Source organism: Nocardia sp. A7, assembly GCF_046549215.1.
Taxonomy (GTDB): domain Bacteria; phylum Actinomycetota; class Actinomycetes; order Mycobacteriales; family Mycobacteriaceae; genus Nocardia.
The window spans coordinates 197,044-218,802 of record NZ_JAJPWE010000006.1 but is presented as its reverse complement, the minus strand read 5'-3'; the positions used below and the strand labels follow the sequence as shown (position 1 = coordinate 218,802).

The window sequence follows — 21,759 nt, the reverse complement described above, 5'->3', positions numbered from 1 at the left end:
ATCGGCGAAGCCACCCGCGGGGGTGGCTTCGTCGTTTCGGGCTCAGCCCAGGCAGCCGGGGCCGAGCAGGGCTTTCAGGTCGCCCATCAGAGCCGAGGACGGCGAGACCCGCCAGGCGTCGTCGAGTTTGAGCATGGTGGTCTTCTCGCGGGCACCGACGTGGCGGATGAAGACATCCGAGGTGCCCTGGTGGCGGGTGAGGACCTTCTTGAGTTCGCCGAGCTTGTCGGGCGTGCACATCCGGGTCGTCATGACCACCGCCACCGGCTTGGCCACGCCGATGGCCGAAAGATCCGGCACGACGAGGTCGTTGGCGATCAGCGAGATGCGGTCGTCACGCACGGAGACGCGGGCCTTCACCAACACCACGGCGTCCTCGACCACGTCCATGCCGTACACCGAGTACGACTGCGGGAAGAACAGCACCTCCACACCACCGGTGAGGTCCTCCAATTGCGCCGAGGCCCAGGCCAATCCGTTCTTGTTGATGCGGCGGTTCACCGAGGCGAGGATGCCGCCGATGGTCACCTGCGCGCCGTCCTTGACATCGCCTTCCAGGATCGCCGGAATGGGGGTGTCGACCTGGGCGGCCAGCACGTGCTCGACGCCGTTGAGCGGATGCCCGGACACGTACAGGCCCAGCATCTCTCGTTCGAGGGCGAGCTTGTGCTTGGTTTCCCATTCGTCTTCTGGCACTTTGACGTTGAACACCGACGCCATCGAGTCGTCGCCGTCGTCGAGACCACCGAACAGGTCGAACTGGCCGATCGCCTCGGCCTTCTTGGTCGACATCACGGCATCGATCGCATCGGAATGGATCAGCAGCAGGCCCTTGCGCGGGTGCCCGAGAGAGTCGAAACCGCCTGCCTTGATGAGGGATTCGGTGACCTTCTTGGAGCAGGCGATCGCGTCGATCTTATTCAGATAGTCGGAGAAGTCGGTGAACTTCGACTTCTCCTTGCGCGCGGCGATGATCGACCCGACCACGTTGGTGCCGACATTGCGGACCGCGCCGAGACCGAACCGGATATCGGTGCCGACGGAGGCGAAGTTCAGCTCCGACTCGTTGACATCGGGCGGCAGCACCGTGATGCCCATCTTGCGGCAATCCGACAGGTAGATCGCGGCCTTGTCCTTGTCGTCACCGACGGAGGTGAGCAGGCCAGCCATGTACTCAGCCGGATAGTTGGCCTTGAGATAGGCGGTCCAGAAGGAGACGAGACCGTAGCCGGCGGCGTGCGATTTGTTGAACGCGTACCCGGCGAACGGGAGAATCGTGTCCCACAGCGCTTTGATCGCGGGCTCGGAGAAATCGTTGGCGAGCATGCCGTCGCGGAAGCCGGCATAGGCCTCTTCCAGGACGGACAACTTCTTCTTACCCATGGCGCGGCGCAGGATGTCGGCCTGACCGAGCGAGTACCCGGCCACCTTCTGCGCGATCTGCATGATCTGTTCCTGATAGACGATCAGACCGAAGGTGTCGGCCAGGATCTCTTTCAGCGGCTCTTCGAGTTCGGGGTGGATCGGTTTGACTTCTTGCCGGTTGTTCTTGCGGTCGGCGTAGTCGTTGTGGGCGTTCATGCCCATCGGACCGGGGCGGTACAGCGCGAGGACGGCGACGATATCGCCGAAGCCGGTGGGCTGCATGCGGCGCAGCAGGTCGCGCATGGCGCTGCCGTCGAGCTGGAACACACCGAGAGTGTCGCCGCGGGCGAGCAATTCGTAGGTGGCCGGGTCGTCGAGCGGCAGGTTGTCCATGTCCAGATCGATGCCGCGGTTGGCCTTGATGTTCTCCAACGTGTCACCGATGACGGTGAGGTTGCGCAGACCCAGGAAGTCCATCTTCAGCAGGCCGATGGCCTCACACGACGGGTAGTCCCAGCCGGTGATGATCGCGCCGTCCTGCGCGCGCTTCCACACCGGAATCGCGTCGGTGAGCGGTTCCGAGGACATGATGACCGCGCAGGCGTGCACGCCCGCGTTGCGGATCAGGCCTTCGAGACCGCGTGCCGTTTCGTAGATCTTGGCGACATCGGGGTTGCTCGAGATGAGTTCGCGAACCTCGGCGGCTTCCTTGTACCGCTCGTGGTCGGGATCGGTGATGCCGGCGACCGAGATGTCCTTGGCCATGATCGGCGGCGGCAGCGCCTTGGTGATCTGGTCGGCGATGGCGAAACCGGGCTGGCCGAACAGGACTCGTGCGGAGTCCTTGATCGCGGCCTTGGTCTTGATGGTGCCGAAGGTGATCACCTGGGCGACGCGGTCGCTGCCCCACTTCTCGGTGGCGTAACGCACCATCTCACCGCGGCGGCGATCATCGAAGTCGATATCGATATCGGGCATCGACACGCGCTCGGGATTGAGGAATCGCTCGAAGAGCAGGCCGTGCGGAATGGGGTCGATATTGGTGATACCCATCGCGTACGCGACCAACGAACCGGCGGCCGAACCACGGCCCGGACCGACCCGGATACCCACTTCGAGCGCGTGCTTGATCAGATCACCGACGACGAGGAAGTAGGCGGGGAAACCCATTTCGCAGATGACGCCGAGTTCGAAGTCGGCACGCGCCATGTACTCCTGCGACGGGCCGTCGGGGAAGCGGCGATCGAGACCGTCGAAGACTTCCTTGCGCAGCCAGGTCGCCTGGGTGTGGCCCTCTGGCACCGGGAAGACCGGCATCCGGTCACGGTGTTCCCAGACATCGTCGTAGGGCTGCACGCGCTCACCGATGAGCTCGGTGTTGTCGCAGGCGCCGGGGACCTCGGCGTCCCAGATGGCACGCATCTCCGCGGCGGACTTGAGGTAGTAGCCGTCACCGTCGAACTTGAACCGGGTCGGGTCCGACAGCGTCTTGCCGGTCTGAATGCACAGCAGCGCTTCGTGATTGACCGACTGGTCCTTGGTGACGTAGTGGCAGTCGTTGGTGGCGATCGGCGGGATGCCCAGCTGCTTGCTGATGTCGATCAGGCCCTCGCGGACCCGGCGCTCGATGGACAGACCGTGGTCCATCACCTCGAGGAAGAAGTTCTCGGCGCCGAAGATCTCCTGCCACTTCGCGGCGGCTTCGAGCGCTTCGCGTTCGTGACCGAGGCGCAGGCGGGTCTGCACCTCACCCGACGGGCAGCCGGTGGTCGCGATGATGCCCTCGGCGTGCTGGGCGATGATCTCCTCGTCCATGCGCGCCCACTTGCCCAGCTGACCCTCGATGGAGGCCAGGCTCGACAGCTTGAACAGGTTACGCAGGCCGGTCGCGTTCTCCGCGACCATGGTCATGTGGGTGTAGGCACCCGAGCCGGAGACGTCGTCGCCCTTCTGGCCGGGATCACCCCACTTCACTCGCTTGGTGTCGAAACGCGAGCCGGGCGCGATGTAGGCCTCGATGCCGATGATCGGCTTGATGCCCGCGCTCTTGGCACTGTTGTAGAACTCCGAGGCGCCGTACATGTTGCCGTGGTCGGTCATGCCGACCGCGGTCATGCCCAACCGATCCGCCTCCGCGAACAGCGGCGAGATCTTCGCCGCTCCATCGAGCATCGAGTACTCGGTGTGGTTGTGCAGGTGAACGAACGATCCGGACGGAGCCAAGACGGTCCTTCCTCCCATAGAGTCGGCGGGGGTTGGCCCTGGCATTCTATGCACGGGGGTCCGACAGATTTCGCACTCGGCACGCGCGCCCCGAACCGCACCTCGGTGTGGGGTGGCGTGTCGTGGTGAACGTCACCGACATAATCGGTGGGTGCACTCAGAACGGCCCACTCGTTGACCACCTTCCTCGTGGCCGCCGCGGCCGCCACCCTGCTGGTCGTGGCCTTGCTGGTGTGGCGACGGACCCAGCGTGTCGTCACCACGCCCGCGCAGCGTGCCGTCCACCAGGCGCTGCACACCGCGTCGCTGGCCGCTGTGCCGTTGCGGCGCGGGCTGACCGAGGAATCCGCGAGTGAGGCGGCGCCCCACCTGCGCGCGCTCGCGGGCGCCGAGGCGCTCGGGGTAGCCGATGCCGAGGGGAAGCTGCTGGCCTGGGACGGTCCCCATGCGGGCATGCTCGCGTTGTTCGCCGATGCGAGTCGGCGGGCTGTCGCGGATGAGCGGCCGGTCCTGGTCGCGGGTGACGAGCACACGTTGATCGCGCAGCCGTTGTCGATCGATGCGGGGGCGGCGGTCGGCGCGCTCGGCATGGTGACGACCGGGAAGCCGGGGCCCGGCATGCTCGGGGCGGCGGCGGAAGTGGCGCGGTACGCGTGTGGGCAGTTGGAGCTCGCCGAGTTGGATGCGTCAAGAGCTCGGGTCGACCGGGCCGAATTGCGGGCGCTGCGAGCCCAGATCAGCCCGCACTTCATCTACAACGCACTCAATACGATCGCCTCGTTCGTCCGCACCGACCCCGATCGAGCCCGCGAACTGATCCTCGAATTCGCCGACTTCACCCGCTACTCCTTCCGCGCCGCGGGCGAATTCACCGTCCTGGCCGACGAACTGCGCAATATCGAGCGGTATCTGGCGTTGGAGCAGGCCCGCTTCGGCGACGCCATCGACGTGCGCCTGCGCATCGCACCGGAAGTCCTCGGCGTCGTGCTGCCCTTCCTCGCCTTGCAACCACTCGTCGAGAACGCGGTCCGGCACGGCCTCGCCGGCGGCGGCCGGGGTGGGCAACTCAGCATCGTCGCCACCGACGCGGGCACCGACTGCCTGATCAGCGTCGAAGACGACGGCATCGGCATGGACCCCGACCTGCTCCGCTCCGGCGCCCTCGACGCTGTCGACACCGACTCGGGCCCCGCCCGCACCGGCGAAGCCGCCCACGTCGGCCTGGCCAACGTCGACGACCGTCTCCGCGCCGCCTTCGGCAACGACTACGGCCTGGTCGTGGAAACCGCCCCCGGAGCGGGCACCAAGGTGAGCATGCGGGTCCCGAAGTTCCGCGCCGGTATCCGCGCCTGATTCGCGTCGCGGGGCAGCGTTGGACACGACCGCCGAGGGTGCCGGTTACGATGGATGGGTTGTGACTTGGAACACTGATGAACCCTCGACCGCTCTGCGGGTGCTCGCCGTCGATGATGAGAAACCGGCGCTGGATGAGCTCGTGTATCTGCTGAGCACGCAGGCGGGGGTCGGTGAGATTCATCGAGCCGGTGAGGCGACGGGGGCGTTGCGGTTGCTGCGGGCGCATCCAATCGACGCGGTGTTTCTCGATATCGATATGCCAGGGCTCACCGGGATGGAATTGGCGGGGATTCTGTCGGAGTTCGCGGAGCCGCCCGCGGTGGTCTTCGTGACCGCGCACGATGATCACGCGGTGGCGGCATTCGACTTGGGGGCGGTGGATTATCTACTGAAGCCGCTGCGCGGGGCCCGGCTGGGTGAGGCGGTGCGGCGAATTCTGGCGGGGCGGGTGTCGGCGCCCGCGGCGGTGGTGGCGGAGTCCGCGCATCCCAGCGAGGTGATTCCGGTGGAACTCGGCGGGGTGACCACGTTGGTGCATCGGGCTGATGTGGCGTGGGTCGAAGCGGACGGGGACTACGCGCGGCTGCATACCGGCAGTGGTTCGCATCTGGTGCGCATTCCGTTGTCCGCGTTGGAATCACGGTGGGAGGACGCGGGTTTTCTGCGGGTGCATCGGTCCTATCTGGTGGCCTTGCGCATGGTGACCGGGTTGCGCAGTGCCGGGAACGCGACGGTGGTGTGTTTGCGGGCCGAGGGGGCGGCGGGAGCGGTGGAGTTGCCGGTGAGCCGACGGCAGGTGCGTGAGCTCAAGCAGCGGCTCGTGCACGGGCCTCGGCAGAACTGGTCTCAGCGGTGACAGGTCCGCAGCGTCCGCCGCGCGAACGGGTGGTGCTGGCGCAGCGGCGCGGAGCACGGCAGGTGCGGAACCGCACCGAGATGGTCGAGCAGACCGATCTGGGTGCGGCGTTGATCGGTGGGTTGATTCGGGCGCAGCTCGGTTTGGCACTGCGCCTCGGGCTGGTGGTGGCGGTCGGGTTCGGCGCGCTGCCGGTGCTGTTCGGCATCGACGCGGTCGCCGAGGCCACGGTTCTCGGGATCCGCCTACCGTGGCTGATCCTCGGTGTCGTCGCGTTCCCGGTGCTCTACGCGGTGGGGTGGCTCTATGTTCGCCTGGCTCAGCGCAATGAGGACGACTTCCTGGAATTGGCCGGGGACTGATCCCCATGGGCTCCGGCACCCCCGCGCTCACCGTCGCCGCGCTGCTGCTCGCGGCGCTCGCCACCGTCGGCATCGGGTTCTACGGAGTTCGCCTGTCCCGCACGACCTCCGATTTCCTTGTCGCGTCACGCACGGTGGGTTCACGATGGAACGCGGCGGCGATTTCCGGTGAATACCTCTCCGCCGCTTCTTTTCTCGGCGTCGCCGGCTTGATCGCCAAATACGGCGCCGACGCCCTGTGGTATCCGGTCGGATTCACCGCGGGCTATGTGGGGCTGTTGATGTTCGTGGCCGCACCGCTGCGCCGGTCCGGTGCCTACACCGTGCCGGACTTCGCCGAATTCCGCTTGGGTTCCATCCGGTTGCGGCGCATGGCCGCCGGTCTCGTCGTCCTGGTCTGCGCGGTGTATCTGATTCCGCAGTTCCAAGGAGCCGGACTCACACTGCACATTCTGCTCGGAGTGCCCGCCTGGGTCGGCGCGGTCTCGGTGGGCGCGATCGTCTTGGCGAATGTGATCGGCGGCGGCATGCGGTCGGTGACCCTGGTGCAGGCATTCCAGTATTGGCTGAAGCTGACCGCGGTGGCGGTGCCCGCGCTGGTGCTCGGCATGCATTTCCTCGCCGACGAACGACCGGTCGCCACGCCCGTGCCACCGACCGTCGACGAGCGAACCACCGTCGACATCTCCACCGATGTCGTAGTGCACCTGGATGTCTCACAACAGGTCACGATCACCGGGACAGTCGACGGGCGCCCCACCGCGGGTCCGGTCGTCCTGACACCGGGAGATCACACCCTCGCCTCGGGTACCGAATTGATCCTCGCGCCGGGTTCGGCCGTTCCGGTGGTGGCCGGTGCGCCGGCCGACGGCGCCAGCTGGGTGGAACCCGGCGGCGGCTTCGGCGGGCAACATCCGCAATACCAGGTGTTTTCGCTGATCGTGGCGACCTTCCTCGGCACGATGGGACTGCCGCACGTGCTGGTCCGCTTCTACACCAACCGCGACGGCCCCTCCGCTCGCCGGACCGCGCTGACGGTGATCGGACTGGTCGGCGTGTTCTACCTGTTCCCGATCCTGCTCGGCGTCTTCGCCCGCCTCTATGTGCCCCAACTGCTGATCACCGGCGCCTCCGACGCGGCGGTGGTGCTGCTGCCCGGCGCGGTGCTCGGCGGACTCGGCGGACAACTGCTGGCCGCGCTGGCGGCGGCCGGGGCGATCGCGGCGTTCCTGTCCACCTCGTCGGGGCTGCTGGTCAGCTTGGCGGGCGTGCTCAGTACCGACGTGCTGCGCGGGCGGATCCGGGATTTCCGGCTCGCCGCCCTGGTCGCGGGCCTGGTCCCGCTGACGCTCGCGGTGACCGTCGCGTCCCTGGATCTGTCGCGCACCGTCGCCCTCGCCTTCTCGGTGGCCGCGTCGACGCTGTGCCCGCTGCTCGTCCTCGGCATCTGGTGGCGCGGACTCACCGCGACCGGTGCGGCCGCAGGCATGCTCACCGGCGGCATCACCGCGGGTGGAGCGACCGTGCTCGCGGTGCTCGGCGGTGTCTCCCCCGACCTGGCGAACGGCTGGCCCGCCGCGATCGTCGACTATCCGGGCGCGGTCAGCGTGCCACTGGCCTTCGCGGTGACCATCCTGGTCAGCCTCGCCACCCCGGGCCAGGATCGGCGCACAGTGGCGGGGGTCTTCCTGCGCATGCACGCCCCCGAACGACTCGGGATGAGCGCCGATCGTGACCCCGAAACCGCCCTGCACCGGTGATCTCGCCGACGACCGTTCGTCGCGTCACATCGACCGCTCACCGCACGGGCGGCCACCTTCACCGAGTGACCCACGCCACACCATCATGCACCCATGTCCTGGGGCTTACCGTCATCTCCACGCACGACCCCCCTTCACGCTAGGACGACCGGCATGACCCAAACCGACACCGAGGCGCCAGATCCGCGCACGCCGAGTGCCGACGAATGGCTCGCGGTACAGGCGAGTCCTCAGTTCCAAGATCTGCGAAACCGGCTGCGCCGCTTCGTTTTCCCGATGACCGCACTGTTTCTGGTGTGGTACCTGAGCTATGTGTTGCTCGGCGCCTACGCACACGACTTCATGGCGCAGGAGGTCTTCGGCAACATCAATGTCGGCCTGCTGCTCGGCCTCGGGCAGTTCGTCTCCACCTTCCTCATCACCGGGCTCTACGTCCGTTTCGCCAACCGTGAACTGGATCCGCGCGCCGCGGCCATTCGCGAAGAACTCGAAGGGGACCGGGCATGAGCGTCACCCTTGCCGCGTCTTCGACGGTGGGCAACCCCGTCGCCAATATCGCCATTTTCCTGGTGTTCGTCGCGGTCACCATGGTCGTGGTGATCCGGGCCAGCCGCAACAACGCCAGTGCCGCGGACTATTTCACCGGCGGACGTGGGTTCTCCGGTCCGCAGAACGGCGTCGCCATCGCCGGTGACTACCTGTCGGCCGCGAGCTTCCTCGGCATCGCGGGCGCGATCGCCGTCTACGGCTACGACGGGTTCCTGTATTCGATCGGGTTCCTCGTCGCCTGGCTCGTCGCGCTGCTGCTGGTGGCCGAAATGCTGCGCAACACCGGCAAGTTCACCATGGCCGACGTGCTCAGCTTCCGGCTGAAGGAAGGCCCGGTGCGCACCGCGGCCGCGCTGACCACCCTCACCGTGTCGCTGTTCTATCTGCTCGCGCAGATGGCGGGCGCCGGTGGTCTGGTCGCGCTGCTGCTCGATATCTCCAGTCGCGCCGGACAATCGGTCGTCATCGCGGCCGTCGGCGTACTGATGATCGTGTACGTGCTGGTCGGCGGCATGAAGGGCACCACCTGGGTGCAGATCATCAAGGCGGTGCTGCTCATCGCGGGCGCCGCGCTGATGACGGTGATGGTGCTGGCCAAGTTCGGCTTCAACTTCTCCGACATCCTCGGTGCCGCACAGGAATCGGTGAGCGAGTCCACCAGCAAGGCGGTCGCCGCCCGCGACGTGCTCGCCCCCGGCGCGCAATACGGCGGCAGCGAGATGTCCAAACTGAACTTCCTGTCGCTGGGTCTGGCCCTGGTGCTCGGCACCGCTGGCCTGCCGCACGTGCTGATGCGCTTCTACACGGTCCCCACCGCGAAAGAGGCTCGACGCTCGGTGGTGTGGGCGATCGCGCTGATCGGTTCCTTCTACCTGTTCACCCTGGTGCTCGGTTACGGCGCGGCGGCCATCGTCGGCCCGGACAGGATCCTCGCCGCGGCGGGCGGTCAGAACTCGGCGGCGCCGCTGCTGGCGTTCGAACTCGGCGGAGTGATCCTGCTCGGGGTGATCTCGGCAGTCGCGTTCGCCACGATCCTCGCGGTCGTGGCCGGACTGACAATCACCGCGTCGGCCTCGTTCGCGCACGATATCTACGCCAGCGTGATCAAGAAGGGCAACGTCGACGAGGTCAAGCAGGTGCGGGTCTCGCGGATCACCGCGGTGGTGGTCGGTGTGCTCGCGATCGGTCTCGGCATCCTCGCCAACGGCCAGAACATCGCGTTCCTGGTGGCACTGGCGTTCGCGGTAGCGGCAGCGGCGAACCTGCCGACGATCCTGTACTCGCTGTTCTGGAAGCGTTTCAACACCACCGGCGCGCTGTGGTCGATGTACGGCGGTCTGATCTCGACCATCGTGCTCATCGTGTTCTCGCCCGCGGTGTCGGGCACCAGCACCTCGATGATCAAGGGTGCGGATTTCGACTACTTCCCGCTGGCCAACCCGGGCATCGTGTCCATTCCGCTGGCATTCGCGCTCGGCGTGCTCGGCACCTACCTCGGTGGCCGTGGCGAGCAGGTCGATCATGCCAAGGCCGCGGAGATGGAAGTCCGGTCACTGACCGGCGTCGGTGCGGAGAAGGCGATCTCGCACTAGCGCCAACCCTGCCCGTGCCGGTGGTTCGCCCCACCGGCACGGGTTTGTACCCCCACGTTTTCGAAGGAGAGTTTCTTGTGACCAGTTTCCCGCCTGCCCCCGAGTTCGCCGCGTCGGCCAATGCCGATGTCGCGCTGTACGAGCGGGCGCGCACCGATCGCGACGGTTTCTGGACCGAGCAGGCCAACCGGTTGCACTGGCACAAGCCCTTCACCGAGGTGCTCGACTGGTCCGACGCGCCGGTCGCGCGCTGGTTCGGCGACGGCGAACTCAATGTCGCCTACAACTGCCTGGACCGCCACGTCATCGACGGGTACGGCGACCAGGTCGCCATCCACTGGGAGGGCGAACCCGGCGACTCCCGGGCGATCACCTACGCGGAACTGCTCGATGAAGTGTGCAGGGCGGCAAACACTTTCACCGCTCTCGGCCTCGTGGCAGGCGATCGCGTCGCCGTCTACATGCCGATGGTGCCCGAAGCCATCGTGACGATGCTGGCCTGCGCGCGGCTCGGGCTCACCCACTCGGTGGTGTTCGCCGGGTTCTCCCCCACCGCCCTGCGCCAGCGGGTCGACGACGCCCAGGCGCGGTTGATCGTGACCACCGACGGGCAGTGGCGTCGTGGGAAGCCCGCCGCGTTGAAGTACGCCGTCGACGAGGCACTTGGTTCGGATCCGTCGAGCGTCGAGCATGTGCTGGTGGTGCGCCGGGTCGGCCTGGAAGTGCCGTGGACCGAAGTCCGCGACCTGTGGTGGGACGAAACCGTCGCCGTCGCTTCACCTTCCCACGAAGCACAACCCTTCCCCGCCGAGCACCCACTGTTCATCCTCTACACCTCCGGCACCACCGGCAAACCCAAGGGAATCCTGCACACCACCGGCGGCTACCTCACCCAAACCGCCTACACCCACCACAACGTCTTCGACCACAAACCAGAACAAGACATCTACTGGTGCACCGCCGACATCGGCTGGGTCACCGGACACAGCTACATCGTCTACGGACCACTGGCCAACCGCGCCACCCAGGTCGTCTACGAAGGCACCCCCAACTCCCCCGACGAACACCGCCACTTCCAGATCATCGAAAAATACGGCGTCACCATCTACTACACCGCCCCCACCCTGATCCGCACCTTCATGAAATGGGGCCGCGAGATCCCCGACGCCCACGACCTGAGCACCCTGCGACTGCTCGGCTCCGTCGGCGAACCGATCAACCCCGAAGCCTGGCGCTGGTACCGAGAAGTCTTCGGCGCCAACAACACACCCATCGTCGACACCTGGTGGCAGACCGAGACCGGTGCCATCATGATCTCCCCACTGCCCGGCGTCACCACCACCAAGCCCGGCGCCGCCATGGGCCCACTGCCCGGCATCTCCGCCAAGGTCGTCGATGACGAGGGCACGCCGCTCGGTTCCGACGAATCCGGGTTGCTCGTCCTGGATCAGCCGTGGCCGTCGATGCTGCGCGGCATCTGGAACGACATGGACCGCTACCGCGAAACCTATTGGCAGCGTTTCGCTTCCGAGGGCTGGTATTTCGCCGGGGACGGCGCCAAGCTCGACGCCGACGGGGATCTGTGGATCCTGGGGCGCGTCGACGACGTGATGAATGTGTCCGGTCACCGCATCTCCACCGCCGAGGTGGAATCCGCGCTGGTCGGGCATCCGGCCGTCGCCGAGGCCGCCGTGGTCGGCGCGTCCGACGAGACCACCGGGCAGGGGATCGTCGCGTTCGTCATCCTCACCGGTTCGGCCGCCGCGGCCGAAGGCCTCGTCGCCGAGCTCAAGGCGGCGGTCTCGCTCGAGATCAGTCCGATCGCGCGGCCGCGCGAGATCCACATCGTGCCGGAGCTGCCCAAGACGCGCAGCGGCAAGATCATGCGGCGACTGTTGCGTGATGTCGCCGAAGGGCGCGAGCTCGGCGACACCTCGACACTGGTCGACCCGACGGTATTCGAGGCGATCGCCACGGCGTGAAAGGTCGATCCCTCGACCGGACAGCCTGTGCCCGATGGCATCGGATCGGCTGGTCCGCAGCACGATCGAGCGGACCAGCCGCCGACGAAAGGACACAGCGTGAACGCGCCGGATGACGCGCGCGTGCGCGGTTGCGGGCATGCTGGGACGGTGGAGATACCTATTTTCCCGCTGGGTGCGGTACTGCTACCCGGTGAGTCACTGTCGTTGCAGATCTTCGAGCCGCGATACGTGGCACTGGTGCGCGACTGCACGGACGGGCGGCGGGAGCCGGAATTCGGTGTCGTGCTGATCGCGCGTGGGCACGAGGTGGGCGGCGGTGAGGTGCGCACGGAGGTGGGCACCGTCGCCCGGATCACCGAGGTCATCGAACTGCCCGATTCGCGATACCGCCTGCGCTGCAAGGGCACCGAGCGCCTTCGCATCGAGAAATGGCTCGACGATGCCCCGTACCCCCGGGCGGAAGCCGAGCTCTGGCCGGACGGCCCCGGCACCGATGACGCCGCGTCACTGGCGGGCCTGCGCGAACGCGCGGACCGCCTGCACACCCTGACGGCCCAGTTCGCGCGCCGCAACGGCATCCGCCGCCCACCGCCGTCGGCATCGCTGGACGACCTGCCCGCCGATCCGACCGCCCGTTCCTACGAGCTCGCCGCCCGCCTGCCGATCGGCCCGACCGACCGCCAGGCGGCCCTGTCGGCACCGGACTCGTCGAGCCGACTCACCGCTCTCACCACCGCGGTCGACGATGCGATCGCGATGATGGAATTCCGCCTGCTGTGATGACACCCCGGCTTCCGGTCAGCTCGGTACGGCGATGGTGATCACGATCTTGGCTCGCGCGTGTTCGGTCTCCATGTACTCGATCGCGGCGGGCGTTTCGGCCAGCGGATAGGTCCGGTCGATGGCCGGGCGGACAACGCCGGACTCGATCAGTTCGCGGAGCTCGGTCAACGACGCCGGCGTCTGCTCCGCCCGGGGAACGCGGATAGCCGGTTTCACGAACGGCCGGGCCAGCGGCGCGCGGGCGAGCAAGCCCACCGGGCCGAACCAGCTACCACCGTCGAAATTGCCACCACCGGACAGCACCAACGTGCCGGTGGGTTCGACCAGGCGAAGCAGTTCGCGCAGGGTCCGAGTTCCAGCGAGGTCGAGGACAGTGTCGTAGCGGCCGGTCACGGTGTCGCGGGTGTAGTCGAAGACGTGCTCCGCCCCGAGCGACCTGGCCGCCTCGACATTGCGGGTGCTGCACACCGCGCTGACCTGCGCACCCCGTGCTCGGGCGAGCTGAACCGCGAACGTGCCGACCCCACCGGAGGCGCCGATGATCAGCACCCGCTCACCGTCACCGACATCACGCAGGCAGATCAGGGCGGTATTGGCGGCCAACGGCACCGCCGCCGCCTCCTCGAAACTCAGATTCGCCGGTTTCCGCTCGAGCAGTCGCCGAGGCACCGCGATGTACTCCGCGAACGCCCCGCTGATCGCCTCCCCGAAGACTTCGTCACCGGCCACCAGATCCGTGACGCCATCCCCCACCTGTTCGACCGTCCCCGCGAAATCACCGCCCTGCACCGGATTCGCCGGTCCCCGACGGCCGAACACCGACCGATCCATCCACCGCGCGATCTTCGGATCTCCCCGCATCACATGCCAATCCCGCGCATTCACCGACGCAGCGTGAACCCGAACCAGCACCTCCCCCGCGCCCGGCCGCGGCCGGCCGATCTCCCCCACGGCCAACATCGCCGATGACCCGTAAACCTGCTGCACAATCGCCCTCACACCGACAACGCTAGGCGCGCCGACCTCCGTACACATCGGGGAATTCCCTGATGTGTACGGAGATTTCAAGCCAGGTGCGGAACTACCCGCGAGGCACAGGACGCTGCGGCGAACGTGTCTCGCCATCAGGATTCGCCGAACACCGCTCGAGTGCACCGAACGCTTCGAAAACCTCGGGGGCCTCGAACGCGCGGTTGCGGCGGCCGACTGTCAGTTGCCGCAGGATTCCGGCATCGATGAGCCGCTCGATCGCGGTGTTGGCGGCGGGAAAGCTGCGCTCCACCAGCGCAGCGGCCGTCGCGACGGTGATGATCGGCGCGCCGACGAGATGCGGAAGTAGCAGGGCGGCAGCTGAATCCGCTCGTAGCGGCGCTACTCGCTCGCGCCATCGGCGCAACAGGGCGGTGGTTCTCGCCTCGAACACTGTGGCGTCGGTGACCGCCTGTGCACAGGCTGCGGCGAACCTACCGATCCAAGCATTGACGCCTTCCATCGCCGCCGCGGTGTCGGAGGGACCGAGGTGACGGAATCCGGTGAGGCCATCGATGTAGCTGCGGGTCGCTGTGGCCAAGACGAGCGAAACCGGCGCGATCACCCGCTCGGAGAGCCCACGTCGGCGCAGCACGAGGTGGATCAGAACACGTCCCGCACGACCGTTGCCGTCGACGAACGGGTGGATCGTCTCGAACTGGGCATGCGCGATCGCCGCCTGCGCGACCGCGGGCAGGTCGTCGGTGTTGACGAACCCGATCAGGTCCGACATCAACTCCGCGACGTAACGCGGCGGCGGTGGCACATACGCGGCGGAGCGCGGGTTATAGGAGCTGCCGCCGATCCAGTTCTGCTGATCGCGGTACCTCCCGCCGTGGGAGGCGAGGTGCGTGCCGGTCATCAATCGTCGATGCACGTCGGTCACCACCTCTGCGGTGATTTCCTGACCACGCGAGATCGAACGCACGCCCAGAGCCATCGCATCGATGTTCGCCAGCACTTCCACCGCGGTGACGTCGGTGGACACTCCTTCGAAAGTCGCGGCAGCCTCGGCACGCAACAACCGCCGTGCGCCGATTTCGAGGCCTTCGATGCGAGAGGAGGCGACGGCCTCGGCGCGCAGCAGCAGTCGTGACAGCACCTCGGTATCGGACAACGCGGTCGCATCCCGATCGAGCCGGGCGATAGCGATCTCGGCATCCGCGATATCGGCGGCCGTGGCGCCGTCGAACGTGAATGCCCGACCCATCAGCGGATCGGGAAGGTAGGCATCGAAAAGACCGGCACTGCGATCACGGCGGGACAGCCCGCCACGATCGAGCGAACTCTCCCATCGACACGGCAGTAGCTCAGCCATCTCCTACCTCCTTATTAAAGGATATCAGTAAAACTTTAATAAGGAGGGCTGGAATGTTCGCTCAGAATCGGATTCGGTCGAACCGGAAGTGGGCGTGTGCCGTAGACAGGGAAGGAGCCGGTCGCGTCACGGCCGCACTTTCTGATCGGAGAACTACCGATGACCATCGATGATTTCTCGTTGAACCGGCGTACCGCCGTCGTGGGCGCGGGCGCGCTGGCCGTTGCGGCGACGTTGACCGCGTGCGGTAGCTCGGCGAGCGAATCGGCGCCTGCCGCCCCTGCCGACCCCGGGGCACCCGCTGGCGCGCTGGCCAAGGTGGCGGATGTTCCGGTGGGGGGTGGGGTGATCGTCGGCGATACGGTGGTCACGCAGCCGACCGCGGGCAATTTCGTCGGACTGTCGTCGACCTGCACGCACGCCGGGTGCAAGGTCGCGACCGTGGCCAAGGGGACGATCAACTGCCCCTGCCATGGCAGCCGGTTCGGGCTCGACGGTGCCGTGCGCGGCGGGCCTGCCAACGAACCGCTGGCCGCCAAACCTGTTCGTGTCGAAGGCGACTCGATCGTTCCCGCGTAATCCGGACGCGTCACACCCGCACCGCGAGATCGTCAGCAGTGCGGGTGTGATGATCCGATCAGCCCGCTTCCATCATTTCCGACATGCGCCGCTCCATTTCTTCCGCGGACACGTCTTCGACGTGGGTGGCCACGGTCCAGCGATGGCCCCACGGGTCTTCGAAGGAGCCGCTGCGGTCGCCGTAGAACTGGTCGGCCATGGGGGTGATCGCGGTGGCGCCCGCGGTGAGCGCGGCGGCGAACGTGGCGTCGGCGTCGGTGACGTAGACCATCAGGTTCACCGGGGTGCCGCCGACAGCCTTGGGGTCGCTGAAGCCGATCTCGGGGACGGGGTCGCCGACCATCAGCACCGAGTCGCCGACGAGCAGTTCACTGTGGACGACGGTGCCGCCGGGCCCGTCCATCTTCATCCGCACGGTGGCGCCGAAGATCGCGATGTAGAAGTCGATCGCGGCGGCCGCTCCCGCGCACGCCAGGCCGGGACAGATCCGCGGATAGCCTTCGGGAAAAGGGGAAACTTCAGACATCGGATACCTCCGTGTCGAGAGTGACGCTCGGACGACCCCCAGCGTATTCCCCTCGTGTGATCGGGGAAAGGCCGTCGTCCGGCGGACCATCCCCAGGATGTCAAGACTAGTAGAACTGGTTCTAGTCCTGTAGAACTTGGTGCAGTTCTTATGGAACCTGTTTCAGTTTTGCAGTCGATGCCGGAGGGTCGGGACATGCGGTACGGGGTTGTGTTGTTCACCAGTGACCGGGGCATCACGCCCGCCGATGCGGCCAAGGCCGCCGAGGACGCGGGATTCGACGCGTTCTACGTTCCCGAGCACACCCATATTCCGGTCGTGCGGGCCGCGGCCCATCCCCAGACCGGGGACTCCTCGCTGCCCGACGACCGGTACCTGCGCACGCTCGACCCCTGGGTCGCGCTGGCCACCGCCGCCGCGGTCACCGAGCGGATCACCCTGTCGACGGCGGTGGCGCTGCCCGCCGAGCACCACCCGATCACCCTCGCCAAGACCATCGCCTCCCTCGACCACCTGTCCGGTGGCCGGGTCGAGCTGGGTGTCGGATTCGGTTGGAACACCGACGAACTCGCCCACCACGGCGTGCCCGCGAACAAGCGACGCACGGTGTTGCGCGAGAATCTCGACGCGATGCGGGCACTGTGGTCGCAGGAGGAAGCCGAATTCGCCGGTGACTTCGTGACATTCGGCCCGAGCTGGTCCTGGCCGAAGCCGGTGCGCGCCGGGGTTCCGGTGCTGCTCGGCGCGGGCGGCACCGAGAAATCGTTCGGGTGGTTGGCCGCCAACGCCGACGGTTGGATCACGACCCCGACCGAAGGCGACCTCGGCGCCAAAATCGAACTCCTGCACCGCGTCTGGAAGGAAGCAGGCCGCGAGGGCACCCCGCGGGTGATCGCGCTGGCCGGTCGTCACAATGCCGAGCAGCTCGCCGGCTGGGCCGACGTCGGCGTCACCGAGGTGGTCTTCGGACTTCCTGACAAGAGCGCCGACGAGGTCCGTGGTTACCTCGGCCATCTCGGCGGGAAGCTCGCCGTCTCGGCGTGAACCCGAGCCGGTCTCAGCCGCGGAGTTTGCGCACCTGCGCCGCGGTGAGATCGGCGAGCACGCCGGGATCGACGATCTCCGGCGCGGTGACGACGACCTGAACCAGCGTGTTTCCCACCTGGACAAGCGAGGTCGCCGAGGTGAGGGTGAGTCCCTCACTCGTGGCGGTCAGGGTGAACGCCGAGCCCGCGTCCCCCGCGGGTGGCTGTGCGAGCGCGCTGGTTCGATACTCGATCCGCACGCCCTCGTCTTCACCCGAGTAGCTGGTGCAGCGCCGCGGTTGCGCTTGGAGCGCATCGAAGGCCGGGACGAGCGCCGCGTCCGGGTAGCTCGCGGCGTCGATATCGATGGTGGCGAAGCTCGGTCCGGCGAACTGCACCGACGCGGCGGCAGCCGACCCCGGCCACTGCTGTGCGATGGGCGAGAGCAGACGCCCACAGTCCGGCGGATCCGTCGGCGCCGAGGCAGGCACCGCGGGCCCGTCCGTCTCACCGCGCGGTGGCACCACCGCGAAATCGCCGGGCAGATCCGTTTCGGCGAGCAGACCGGCCGACAACTGCGCCGAATCGCGAACGACAGCCCCGGTTCCCGGCGCGGCGGTGACCGCGGCGGAGAACGGGCCGGACCCCGGCGAATCCGCCGGGTCGTCGGACCCGCAGCCCGCGATCCCGACCAATCCCACGCACGCCGAAGCAGCTGCGCCCACGCGCAGCACACCTGCCCGCATCATTCCGTCCAGGAAACGCGCGTCGACTGCGTCTGCACCAACGTGCTCATGCTGCGCGCGTCACGATAGGTCTGCTGTCCACCGATCTCGATGGAACCCGAAACCGGCAGCGGCATACCGAGATCGATGGTGATCGACCCGACGCCTTCCATCACGTATCCGTCGATGTCGAGTGCGCCCGCGTCGTTGGGCAACTCCCACACCATGTCGGTGGGCGTCTGATTCACCTGCAGATCGATGGTGAGCCGGTCGCCTTCCCGGCTGGTGAGGGTGGCCGTGGTGATCTGGTCCAGGGTGACGGCGCCGGTGATCTGCTGATGCACCGACCACACCGCACCGACCCCGACGGGCTCGTCCGGGAACGCGATCGACTGGTACACCGCTTGATAGAAGGCCTGTTCGAGCGCGGCCCGCGCGTTGTTCGGGGTATCCGGTGACGGTGCCATCCGCAGTTCGGTGATCGCACCCAGGTCGCTCATCCCCAAACCGGCGTGGGAACCGTCGGCGGAGGTGAACGCCTTGTTGAGCGCCGGATCGGGGGTGGTGATCGCGCCGACGGTGAGGTCGACGCCGTCGTCGCCCGCGCGCGCGATCATCGGGATGGTCAGCGCGGCAGGCGAGAAGTCGCGGGCGGGCTGATCGTTGACCTGCTGCTGGATTCGGTAGTCGGTGCGCAGCGTCACCTCCTGGGTGGTGCCCGCACCGTAACGCGGCCGCAGCAGCTCGCGCGGCTCTTCGCCGGGCGAGATCATCGTGGTGACCGCCGCCGAGATCGGCACGGTGACTTCCTTGCCGATGCCGAGCGGTTCGGTGCCGTCGACCTCCGCGGCGGGGGCCGAGCGGTCGGCACACCCGGCGCCGAAGGTCGCGAACCCGAGCACGAGCGCCACCAGTAACACCCCGGGGCGCGCGACGCGGGGTAAGCGAGATCTAGACAACACCGTCACAGCCATCAGCGTACGACCGCTTCCTGAGTAACACCTGGGACTCCTCGGCACCGCGGCGCAGGCCAGATCAGCACTAGGGAATGATGGACGCGTGAGCGAAGACCGGCCAACCGACAACGCTGCTGTCCCCGAGACCGGCGACGACTCCGTCCCCCCGTCGGCCGCTGCTGTGCCCGAGGCCACCGAGCAGACGAAATCCGCTGGTCGCCGCCGTCTACCGATGCTGCTGGTCATCGCCGTCGTGCTGTTCGGGCTCGACCTGCTGACCAAGTGTCTCGCGGTCGCGTTGATCGATCCGGGCGAATCGGTGCCGATCATCGGCGATTTCGCGCGGTTCACCCTGGTCCGCAACCCCGGCGCGGCGTTCTCGATGGCCACCGGCATGACCTGGCTGCTCACCCTGATCGCCGCCGCGGTGGTGATCGGGGTGATCCGGATCGGGCGCACCCTGCGTTCGCTGTGGTGGGCCATCGGCCTGGGCATGGTGCTCGGCGGGGCGCTGGGCAACCTGGTCGACCGGCTCTTCCGATACCCAGGCCCGCTGCAGGGTCATGTGGTCGACTTCGTTGCCATCGGCTGGTGGCCGGTCTTCAACGTCGCCGACTCGGCCATCGTGTGCGGGGCGATCCTACTGGTCGCGCTCACCGTGTTCGGTTTCGAACCGGACGGCACCCGCAGCGGTCGCAAACACACCGAGGAGACCGTATGAGAGAAACCAGAACCATGGCCGTCCCTGATGGGCTTGACGGGATGCGGGTGGACGCTGGTCTTGCCCGGCTGCTCGGCCTGTCGCGGACCGCGGTGGTGGCGCTGACCGAGGACGGCTCGGTGCAGCTCGACGGGGTCGCCGCGGGGAAGTCCGACCGGCTGACCGCGGGCGCGTGGCTGGAAGTGATCTTCCCCGAACCCAAGCGCGAGCTGACGGTCGAGGCCACCCCGGTCGACGGAATGAACATCCTCTACGCCGACGACGACATCGTCGCCGTGGACAAGCCGATCGGCGTCGCCGCGCACTCCGGTGTCGGCTGGACCGGGCCGACCGTGGTCGGCGGGCTGGCGGCGATGGGCTACCGCATCTCCACCTCGGGCGCGCACGAACGCCAGGGCATCGTCCACCGGCTCGACGTGGGCACCTCCGGGGTGATGGTGGTGGCACAGTCCGAACACGCTTACACGATGCTCAAGCGCGCCTTCAAGGAACGCACGGTCGACAAGCAATACCATGCACTCGTGCAGGGACACCCGGATCCGAGCAGCGGCACCATCGACGCGCCGATCGGGCGCGCGCGGGGCAATGCCTGGAAGTTCGCGGTGACCGGCGACGGCAGGCCCAGTGTCACCCATTACGACACCATCGAGGCGTTCCAGGCGGCCAGCCTGCTCGACGTGCACCTCGAGACCGGCCGCACGCACCAGATCCGGGTGCACTTCTCCGCGGTCCGCCACCCCTGCGCGGGTGACCTGACCTACGGCGCCGACCCGACGCTGGCCAAACGCCTCGGCCTGGAACGGCAGTGGCTGCACGCGCGTCAACTCGGCTTCCATCACCCCGCCGACGGTCGCTGGCTCGAGATCACCAGCGAGTACCCCGACGATCTGGCGGGCGCCTTGGACGTATTACGCAATGCCTGACGACCCGCGGTCGTCCGAACCGGTGCCGGATACGGCGCCGGACGACCGCGGGGAACCATCCATCGAACAGACATCCTCCGAGACGCTCGGGAACATGCCCGCCGAGCCCGTAATCGCGGGAGCGCAGGCCGACGACGGCGATGCGGGCCACGGTCGATTCGCACTACGCAATGCCGCCGTCTACGCGATCACGGCGATCGGTGCGGTGATCCTGCTGGTTGTCGCGTTTCGTGAACCGCCGCCCGCGTCGGCGGTGGCCACCGATCGGCTGGGGCCCGCGCCCGGCGAGCAGGTCGAGCAATACCTGATCGACGCCAGGACCTCCCTCGACGGCGCCGACACCGACCAGCACTGGGCACTCGTTTCGTTCACCGAATACGTGACGCCCCAACAGCTTCCGGCCGCGGCTGAGGGTTTGCGGATCTCCGGGGTGATCCAGCACGTGCCGGTGGATCGAGTTCAGACGCCGGTGATCACCGTCGCGACGCCGGGCGGTGACGAGCCCGCGGTGAAGTCCGGCGAGGCTGCCGCGGGTCTGGTTGCGGCCCAACGGTTCCGCGATCAGCGCAGCGCCGATATCGCCCGTCTCACCGAGAGCCGCTTGCGTGCGGGTTGCGCGTGCACGGCCGGGCTGGTGGTGCGCGGCACTCTGCCCCAATTGCGTGACCTCGCAACACAACCCGGTGTCCGGGCAGTGCAGGCGTTGCCTGCCGACGCCGTCGCGGGCCGGTTCGCGGTGAGTCCACTGCTGCCGGGCAGCGGCGACACCGTCACACCGATCCCCGATGACGGGCCGGTTCCCACCGAGTGACTCCGGCGATCGCGTCGACGTTCGCCGAAGCGCGGAACTACGTTCGATCGGTGCCGCGGCGCGTCTCGGCCAGCTCCCACAGCGCGCGGGCCCGGTCGACATCGCCGGCCTGGTCGTACGCCGTCGCCATCAACTCCAGCGCATCGGTGTCGAGTCGGTCGATCTGTCCGATGAGGTCGGAGAACAGATCGTCCAGTTCGTCGGGGGTCACCGGGTGGTCCCGAGACGAAGCGCGCGCGGCAGCGTTACCTCCATAACCGGCAAAGGTACTCCAACACTGAATACTCGTCCGGCACAAGGGTTCTCGAAGCCGCT

Annotated in this window: 20 protein-coding genes; 13 read left to right on the top strand and 7 right to left on the bottom strand. The window is 67.5% G+C overall.

Translation table 11 applies throughout. The features are described 5' to 3' along the window. Positions 1-42 precede the first annotated feature (42 nt). On the bottom strand, positions 43-3,606 hold the full coding sequence (gene dnaE / locus ACLJPD_RS29855) for a DNA polymerase III subunit alpha (RefSeq protein WP_410876529.1): 3,564 nt from the start codon (positions 3,604-3,606) through the stop codon (positions 43-45). A gap of 156 nt (positions 3,607-3,762) precedes the next feature. On the opposite strand from dnaE, the gene ACLJPD_RS29850 reads away from it, so the two are divergent. The 8 genes from ACLJPD_RS29850 (at position 3,763) to ACLJPD_RS29815 (ending at position 12,828) form a co-directional block, all read left to right on the top strand. Continuing rightward, a complete protein-coding gene (locus ACLJPD_RS29850; protein ID WP_410876569.1) occupies positions 3,763-4,941 on the top strand; it encodes a sensor histidine kinase in 1,179 nt (392 codons plus the stop codon). A gap of 61 nt (positions 4,942-5,002) precedes the next feature. Further along, positions 5,003-5,800, top strand: a complete 798-nt coding sequence (locus ACLJPD_RS29845) for a LytR/AlgR family response regulator transcription factor (protein WP_410876528.1) — start codon at positions 5,003-5,005, stop codon at positions 5,798-5,800. Next, a complete protein-coding gene (locus tag ACLJPD_RS29840; RefSeq protein ID WP_410876527.1) occupies positions 5,797-6,162 on the top strand; it encodes a hypothetical protein in 366 nt (121 codons plus the stop codon). The genes ACLJPD_RS29845 and ACLJPD_RS29840 overlap by 4 nt, the downstream gene beginning before the upstream one ends. Positions 6,163-6,167: 5 nt before the next feature. After that, positions 6,168-7,922: a cation acetate symporter gene (locus tag ACLJPD_RS29835; protein ID WP_410876526.1), complete on the top strand. Its 1,755-nt coding sequence runs from the start codon at positions 6,168-6,170 to the stop codon at positions 7,920-7,922. A 153-nt stretch (positions 7,923-8,075) separates the two neighbouring features. Next, positions 8,076-8,429 (top strand): DUF485 domain-containing protein, encoded by a 354-nt coding sequence (locus tag ACLJPD_RS29830; protein ID WP_410876525.1) that lies wholly within the window; start codon positions 8,076-8,078, stop codon positions 8,427-8,429. Next, complete coding sequence (locus ACLJPD_RS29825; RefSeq protein ID WP_410876524.1) at positions 8,426-10,063, top strand: cation acetate symporter; 1,638 nt, start codon at positions 8,426-8,428, stop codon at positions 10,061-10,063. Before ACLJPD_RS29830 ends, ACLJPD_RS29825 begins: the two co-directional genes overlap by 4 nt. 77 nt (positions 10,064-10,140) lie before the next feature. Further along, entirely contained in the window at positions 10,141-12,045 is a 1,905-nt protein-coding gene (acs, locus tag ACLJPD_RS29820) for an acetate--CoA ligase (RefSeq protein WP_410876523.1), read from the top strand. Between the two features lie 99 nt (positions 12,046-12,144). Continuing rightward, positions 12,145-12,828, top strand: coding sequence for an LON peptidase substrate-binding domain-containing protein (locus ACLJPD_RS29815; RefSeq protein WP_410876522.1), 684 nt, complete (start codon positions 12,145-12,147; stop codon positions 12,826-12,828). 18 nt (positions 12,829-12,846) lie between these two features. Here the strand turns inward: ACLJPD_RS29815 and ACLJPD_RS29810 are convergent, their stop codons facing one another. Together ACLJPD_RS29810 and ACLJPD_RS29805 are read right to left on the bottom strand one after the other, a co-directional pair. Beyond that, complete coding sequence (locus ACLJPD_RS29810) at positions 12,847-13,791, bottom strand: NAD(P)-dependent alcohol dehydrogenase (RefSeq protein WP_410876568.1); 945 nt, start codon at positions 13,789-13,791, stop codon at positions 12,847-12,849. 121 nt (positions 13,792-13,912) lie between these two features. Then, positions 13,913-15,178 (bottom strand): Fic family protein, encoded by a 1,266-nt coding sequence (locus ACLJPD_RS29805; protein ID WP_410876521.1) that lies wholly within the window; start codon positions 15,176-15,178, stop codon positions 13,913-13,915. A gap of 159 nt (positions 15,179-15,337) precedes the next feature. Between ACLJPD_RS29805 and ACLJPD_RS29800 the strand changes: the two genes are divergently transcribed. Next, complete coding sequence (locus tag ACLJPD_RS29800) at positions 15,338-15,757, top strand: ubiquinol-cytochrome c reductase iron-sulfur subunit (protein WP_410876520.1); 420 nt, start codon at positions 15,338-15,340, stop codon at positions 15,755-15,757. 58 nt (positions 15,758-15,815) lie between these two features. Here ACLJPD_RS29800 and ACLJPD_RS29795 read toward each other — a convergent pair whose 3' ends face one another. Continuing rightward, the gene (locus ACLJPD_RS29795; protein WP_410876519.1) at positions 15,816-16,283 is read right to left on the bottom strand and encodes a VOC family protein; all 468 of its coding nucleotides are present in this window, start codon (positions 16,281-16,283) and stop codon (positions 15,816-15,818) included. Positions 16,284-16,478: 195 nt separating this feature from the next. Between ACLJPD_RS29795 and ACLJPD_RS29790 the strand changes: the two genes are divergently transcribed. Continuing rightward, positions 16,479-17,327, top strand: a complete 849-nt coding sequence (locus ACLJPD_RS29790) for a TIGR03619 family F420-dependent LLM class oxidoreductase (RefSeq protein ID WP_410876518.1) — start codon at positions 16,479-16,481, stop codon at positions 17,325-17,327. Positions 17,328-17,340: 13 nt separating this feature from the next. On the opposite strand, the gene ACLJPD_RS29785 is transcribed toward ACLJPD_RS29790, so the two are convergent. Both ACLJPD_RS29785 and ACLJPD_RS29780 read right to left on the bottom strand, forming a co-directional pair. Further along, a complete protein-coding gene (locus ACLJPD_RS29785; RefSeq protein ID WP_410876517.1) occupies positions 17,341-18,033 on the bottom strand; it encodes a hypothetical protein in 693 nt (230 codons plus the stop codon). Positions 18,034-18,053: 20 nt separating this feature from the next. After that, positions 18,054-18,944, bottom strand: coding sequence for a hypothetical protein (locus tag ACLJPD_RS29780; RefSeq protein ID WP_410876516.1), 891 nt, complete (start codon positions 18,942-18,944; stop codon positions 18,054-18,056). Positions 18,945-19,170: 226 nt separating this feature from the next. Here ACLJPD_RS29780 and lspA point away from each other — a divergent pair, with 226 nt between their 5' ends. The 3 genes from lspA (at position 19,171) to ACLJPD_RS29765 (ending at position 21,444) form a co-directional block, all read left to right on the top strand. Then, on the top strand, positions 19,171-19,710 hold the full coding sequence (gene lspA / locus ACLJPD_RS29775) for a signal peptidase II (RefSeq protein ID WP_410876567.1): 540 nt from the start codon (positions 19,171-19,173) through the stop codon (positions 19,708-19,710). Further along, positions 19,707-20,633 (top strand): RluA family pseudouridine synthase, encoded by a 927-nt coding sequence (locus tag ACLJPD_RS29770; RefSeq protein WP_410876515.1) that lies wholly within the window; start codon positions 19,707-19,709, stop codon positions 20,631-20,633. Before lspA ends, ACLJPD_RS29770 begins: the two co-directional genes overlap by 4 nt. A 94-nt stretch (positions 20,634-20,727) precedes the next feature. Beyond that, positions 20,728-21,444 (top strand): hypothetical protein, encoded by a 717-nt coding sequence (locus ACLJPD_RS29765; RefSeq protein WP_410876514.1) that lies wholly within the window; start codon positions 20,728-20,730, stop codon positions 21,442-21,444. 37 nt (positions 21,445-21,481) lie between these two features. On the opposite strand, the gene ACLJPD_RS29760 is transcribed toward ACLJPD_RS29765, so the two are convergent. Beyond that, positions 21,482-21,655: a hypothetical protein gene (locus ACLJPD_RS29760; RefSeq protein ID WP_410876513.1), complete on the bottom strand. Its 174-nt coding sequence runs from the start codon at positions 21,653-21,655 to the stop codon at positions 21,482-21,484. Positions 21,656-21,759: the final 104 nt, after the last annotated feature.

Bases quoted from the DNA above. Each gene is read 5' to 3' on its own strand.
- dnaE (WP_410876529.1), bottom strand. From the start codon at position 3,606: ATGGGAGGAAGGACCGTCTTGGCTCCGTCCGGATCGTTCGTTCACCTG.
- ACLJPD_RS29835 (WP_410876526.1), top strand. From the start codon at position 6,168: ATGGGCTCCGGCACCCCCGCGCTCACCGTCGCCGCGCTGCTGCTCGCG.
- ACLJPD_RS29830 (WP_410876525.1), top strand. From the start codon at position 8,076: ATGACCCAAACCGACACCGAGGCGCCAGATCCGCGCACGCCGAGTGCC.
- ACLJPD_RS29825 (WP_410876524.1), top strand. From the start codon at position 8,426: ATGAGCGTCACCCTTGCCGCGTCTTCGACGGTGGGCAACCCCGTCGCC.
- ACLJPD_RS29810 (WP_410876568.1), bottom strand. From the start codon at position 13,791: ATGTTGGCCGTGGGGGAGATCGGCCGGCCGCGGCCGGGCGCGGGGGAG.
- ACLJPD_RS29805 (WP_410876521.1), bottom strand. From the start codon at position 15,178: ATGGCTGAGCTACTGCCGTGTCGATGGGAGAGTTCGCTCGATCGTGGC.
- ACLJPD_RS29800 (WP_410876520.1), top strand. From the start codon at position 15,338: ATGACCATCGATGATTTCTCGTTGAACCGGCGTACCGCCGTCGTGGGC.
- ACLJPD_RS29795 (WP_410876519.1), bottom strand. From the start codon at position 16,283: ATGTCTGAAGTTTCCCCTTTTCCCGAAGGCTATCCGCGGATCTGTCCC.
- ACLJPD_RS29790 (WP_410876518.1), top strand. From the start codon at position 16,479: ATGCGGTACGGGGTTGTGTTGTTCACCAGTGACCGGGGCATCACGCCC.
- ACLJPD_RS29770 (WP_410876515.1), top strand. From the start codon at position 19,707: ATGAGAGAAACCAGAACCATGGCCGTCCCTGATGGGCTTGACGGGATG.
- ACLJPD_RS29765 (WP_410876514.1), top strand. From the start codon at position 20,728: ATGCCCGCCGAGCCCGTAATCGCGGGAGCGCAGGCCGACGACGGCGAT.